Source organism: Providencia heimbachae ATCC 35613 (genome assembly GCF_001655055.1).
Classification (GTDB): Bacteria; Pseudomonadota; Gammaproteobacteria; order Enterobacterales; family Enterobacteriaceae; genus Providencia; species Providencia heimbachae.
The window spans coordinates 1-5,068 of sequence record NZ_LXEW01000005.1 but is presented as its reverse complement, the minus strand read 5'-3'; the positions used below and the strand labels follow the sequence as shown (position 1 = coordinate 5,068).

The following is a 5,068-nucleotide window of genomic DNA, read 5'->3' as shown; positions in this document are numbered from 1 at the left end:
ATTATGCGAACCTAAATGTAAAATGAGGCAATCGAGTGTATTGTGTAGCTAACCGTGTTGGTTTCTCGTTTGGTTTTCGCCGCGCTTTTTTACGTAAAATCATATCTAACTCGGATTTTTGATTAGCTAACGCAACCACCATAGATAAAGGCAAATCGTTTAACTTTGCACTAGTCAGCAATTTAGATAAAAATAATTTATTCTGACTTATCCGTTTTCGTTTCATTATTTAATCCTGTTATTATGCGTTATCAAATGGAGAATGACACAATGAAAATGCATAACCCTCCACATGTTGGCGAAATCATTAATGAAACCTTAATTGAATCAAATCTTGATATCGCCACATGCGCTAACATGTTGAATGCTGAACTGTCTTTTACTCAACAACTCGTTAATGGCCAGATCAATATTAATGCTGAGCTGGCTGAAAAATTATCGAGACGACTTGGAAGCTCCCCAAATTTTTGGTTAAACATCCAAAATAACCACATAAAAAATCTCACCGAATAAGCCGCTTTATCTTTCTTTTGTCTTCGACCATCAAACAATCACATCGTTGATTGTTCCGCTAAAAGATGGCTTAACAGGAGGCGCAAGCGCAGTTTCTTGCGGATTTATAAGTCCTCCCTGTTTATCGGCGATTTAGTGACAGCGTCACCTGTTGCAATTGATTGTCGCCTCACATACCCTAACGGGTATAAATACCAAAAAAATCTAACATGAGGAAACAATTTGTTATGAATGAAAAAACACATTTTGTTGCTGGATACTGTATTGCAAGAGGATTTTGTGGATCGCTAATATATGATAGGGTCGAAAACAGATGGACTAAAAAGCTGATAAAATCAACCTACTTTGATGATTTAAAAAGTGCTGAATTAGTGCTTACCGAAATTAAAGTGAAATGGAAACAAGCCGAAGTCCATGAAATCATTCATGGTAAATACGATAAGAGCTTAGGAATAATGTTACCTGGTTCTTTAGCTGAATTGACTCAAATGAAGCAAATCTTTCTTGGAAATTAATTGATGAGAAGCTGCGTTCCTCGCAGAGCTGCGGTACGCAGCTCCCCATCAATCATTTCTCTATCGACTGACCTTTTTCACTTGTAGCATCACTAAAATATCTGTTTTACTATGTTCATCCGATGAGCCGGTAAACCAATCTTTTGGTAAAAAGGAAAAACCTGTTTCAGCTTCGGATACTTTATTTTCAGCCAACCCACCCAATAAAATAATGTCACCATCGGCAACGCTCACTTGCGTATTCACCTGCCGTTTAATCAGCGTTGGACTGTTATTGACCCCCGTTTCTGTTTTGGCAAAATTAGAGATTTGTTGATCAATATTGAGTTCGATGAGGTCTTGACGAATTTCAGGTTGAACACTCAAGATAATTCCACTGGAGCGATATTCGATAGACTGAACCGGTTTATTATCAGAATAACTCACTTGTCCTAACACGGGCACATCCGAGCCAACCGAAAAAGCCGCTTTTGCCCCATTACTTACCCGTAATCGTGGTGAACTCACGACATGAAAACGGCTATCAGTACGGAATAATTCATACAATGCATCTAATGACCCCGTTTTAAAACGCACAAAATTATCAAAACCACTTTCAGAACCGATGCCGACATTGAACTTACCCGAGACCAATTTAGCCGCTAATGCCAACCCTGAGCCGTTGCGTTCTGCAGTTTGAACCTCAAAAACATAAGCAGAAACAATCACTTCCTCCGTAGCGGTATCGATTAACGGTAAGATGGTTTTCATCCGTTCAATTTCACTTTTTGTGCCGTAATAGACCAAGACATCTCCGTGTCGATTAATAAAATCGGTTGCGCTGTTCGGTTGAGCATCTGTGAGCTGAGTGGTCGAGTAACTCCCTATTCCCCCTTGTTGATTGAAACGCCCTTCAAATTGCCCGCGTAAAATATCGGAAAGATAGCCCACACTGCGAAAGCGCGGTTGATACACAAAGGATTCACGTTTAATTTCAGGGGTTTTAGGAATAAAGGGTGTAATGTAATTCACACCGTTTTTTTGCCAAATACGAATATTCATGTTAGAAAAATAACGATTAATAAATGCCCGTTCATCAATATCCGGTGTGATATGAAAATAGACTTTTCGCTCATCATTGATTAACTCTGGCGCAAGCATGAACGATTGATTAAACACTTCGCCATACAGCAACCCAATCGCCTCGGGCAATGGAACCCCGCGTAATTCGAAATCCGTTCCTTTTGCAAAACAATTGAAGATAGAACAACTAAAAAGTAGTGCGATAATTAATTTTTTCATGCCCCATCCCCTGAATATACCGTGACGACTTTTCCGTCGATAGTGCCCGCCTGCATCCTGCCTTTGAGCATAAATCCTGAGGCGGGTTCGAGTCGCAACCGCCCTTGCTTATCTTTTAAAATCACCCATGACCGCCCTTCTTTTTCCAACTTACCGACAATACGCCATTGTTCCGATATCGATGGCGGTGCAGATGTGGGTATTGATGGCGAAATAACGCTTTTATTGGATGTCTGATTTATGGATTGCGATATTGCTTGGTCTACAGGCGTATCAACGTCATTTTTGGCGTCAAATCGCGTAAAAAACTGATAGAGAAAGCTCAAGCTGATAAGGAGTAAAAAAGGAAAACCGCAGAGCATAAGGATAACTTTCGGTGAACTAAACACATTTTGGCGTTTATCGACGACCTGCTCGACACCCTGTCCATTCACATGCGATTGATAGAGTGGAAAAACCTTCTTATCGTACTTACATTGATAGGCACTGACTTTATTCGATTTAAACAACTTAATTCCGGTATAGACATCAACACGATAGCGGCTTCTTAGCCCTAATGCCGTGAGCTTAGTCATTCGAAATGTGCTTTCTACCCTGTCTTTAATAAATCGAGGTAAGCCCGAAACGGCTTGGTTAAGTACCACTAAATCACAGGTAACCCCGTTTTCCCCGTCAAAGTGGCGATGTTCAGCAATAAAGGATTGGTGATTTTTTGGAATTTTTTTATCATTTTCCCAAATACGCCAAATTTCATCGAGACAAATTAAGTCACCTGACCGGCAGAAGGTATTTTCTGCCAAAGTATCATTTTCCATATACGGAAAAAAATTATCATCCATGACCTGTTCATTATCGACATAAACAATTTCACCGAGGGAATCCGTATCCGCTTTACGATGAGCCAAACAATAGGCAGTGATTTTGTCTTGAGATATGCCGTACAAGTTGGTGACAATGCGTCGTCCTTTCATAAACGCAGGAATAATGACGTTACTCACGACTTCATACGATTTACCGCTACCCGGTACGCCTACATAGGCTGAAATTGCCATACTTTTACCCTATTAACCAATCAGTGGAATGCGACGAATAATAAAGCGTGTAAAGTGGGCGCTTAAAAGCAGCGTGATACCATATGGCACTAAAAAGAGATTCATAAAGTACCAAACACTGTCGGGTAACTGAGAAAATAATTGTGGTAAATCTGAGCCATTGGGCAACCATGTCACCATGACGGAAACCAATTCATGCACAGCAAAATATAGCCCGAAAAAAAGGACAAATTTAATAATAAGCGCCCGAAACACGAATTTTAAGGACGAATTAAAAACCGATAAGAGTAATTTAAACATAGCTTATGCACTCAAAATAATACGCAAAGATAAAAAAGCCCACAGAATGCCTGCGATTAATTGAAATAAGGCTTTATTTTGTTCGAGCAATGGGCAATGGGAATCGATTTTGTATTGCGTGTCGAATACGTTAAATTCGGCAACGGGACAACTAGCTTCTTTGCTGGGAAGCTGGATATTTTTAATAAACGGCATTAAATTTTCAATCGGCTCTAATATTTCTTTTCCCGTTGGCGGTTCTTCTAAATTAGGTTCATCTATTTCTGGATATTCCCCTAAATCTAATTCCACTTTTCCTGATTGCCCTGTTTCGGTAGAAATTCCCGGTGTTTTAATTACTAAATCCCCATCGGGTTTTACTTGAGCCGGATATAACAAATCAAAGTCGGTTAATTTTCCATAATCGGGATATACGGATTTTATTTCATTCGCCGTAATAGGATTCGATGAAGTAATCGGAATGCCATCATAATCAGATTGTGTCGCAGACTGATAAAAAAGATTATTTAGCATTGACGCTAATTTATCTAAATCGAGTTGGTATTCTTTGAGTTTTTCTAACGCTTCAAACCCATCTAAATCATTGGCAATGAGAAATTGTTTATCAATCGCCTGATTATTGGGAATGTAACTTTTATTATAATAAATTTGCATACGTTGAAAAGGGTTATAAATTTGACTGGCTTCATTGCCTAACTTATCGGTATAAAAAGCGGTATATTGATATTTTACATAAGAGGTTGAACCTGAGTTAATTTCAATTTCAGTTGGCGTAAATTCATACGTACACAGTCCACTTCCAGCCGGACAATTACCGGAACCGCCTTCAGTTATGTAATCAAAATATCCTCTAGCCACGCTTTCAACCGACCCCACAATATATTGCTCTGGCTTCGTGTATATCACTTGATACCATTGCATGCTTGAGGTTAATTCAGAAACCGTATAACTCGGTATATTTCCATTAATAACGGGTGTTGCAATAAATGGATTCGACTCCGAGGGCAAAAAATCGGTAATATAGGTTTTTCCTCCAACATCAACTTCATAGCGTCCATTGCCTATCGATTTTCCCGTTGTCGCAACCATCACGTCGCCTTTATTAGCGAAATATTCAGAAGAAATATCGCCAACCGAATAACCGACACCCGCCCATGTTAGCGCACCACTTGATGAGCGAAAGAAAGATTTTGTACCAACAGATGCCGCATTAGCACGTGTTGTTGCAGAGATAGCTCGGGTTGTATTATTCACTAAACTCAAATACACAGCGTCATTTGCCGCTGTCTGCATGGCGCGTTTAACAACAATTCGTCCTAAAATAGCCGGAATGACAGCGCGTGCAGCCAATAGCGGTAATGCCGCCTGAGCACGATAAATCGGGTAAAATGTTCCCATTAAAATAAG

At 39.8% G+C, this 5,068-nt stretch carries 6 protein-coding genes; 2 read left to right on the top strand and 4 right to left on the bottom strand.

The genetic code is table 11. The annotated features are described in order from the left end of the window. The first annotated feature begins 270 nt into the window (after positions 1-270). Together M998_RS01100 and M998_RS01095 are read left to right on the top strand one after the other, a co-directional pair. A complete protein-coding gene (locus tag M998_RS01100; RefSeq protein WP_068907158.1) occupies positions 271-513 on the top strand; it encodes a HigA family addiction module antitoxin in 243 nt (80 codons plus the stop codon). A 227-nt stretch (positions 514-740) separates the two neighbouring features. Beyond that, a complete protein-coding gene (locus tag M998_RS01095; RefSeq protein WP_068907157.1) occupies positions 741-1,028 on the top strand; it encodes a hypothetical protein in 288 nt (95 codons plus the stop codon). 60 nt (positions 1,029-1,088) lie between these two features. Here M998_RS01095 and M998_RS01090 read toward each other — a convergent pair whose 3' ends face one another. From M998_RS01090 to M998_RS19615, 4 genes are all read right to left on the bottom strand, one after another. Continuing rightward, entirely contained in the window at positions 1,089-2,309 is a 1,221-nt protein-coding gene (locus M998_RS01090) for a type II secretion system protein GspD (RefSeq protein ID WP_068907156.1), read from the bottom strand. Further along, complete coding sequence (locus M998_RS01085; protein WP_068907155.1) at positions 2,306-3,361, bottom strand: zonular occludens toxin domain-containing protein; 1,056 nt, start codon at positions 3,359-3,361, stop codon at positions 2,306-2,308. The genes M998_RS01090 and M998_RS01085 overlap by 4 nt, the downstream gene beginning before the upstream one ends. A 12-nt stretch (positions 3,362-3,373) precedes the next feature. Further along, positions 3,374-3,661 carry a DUF2523 family protein gene (locus M998_RS01080; RefSeq protein WP_068907154.1) on the bottom strand — a complete coding sequence of 96 codons (288 nt, stop codon included), beginning with the start codon at positions 3,659-3,661 and terminating at the stop codon, positions 3,374-3,376. Between the two features lie 3 nt (positions 3,662-3,664). Then, on the bottom strand, positions 3,665-5,068 hold a 1,404-nt coding region (locus M998_RS19615; RefSeq protein ID WP_068907153.1), incomplete at its 5' end, for a hypothetical protein.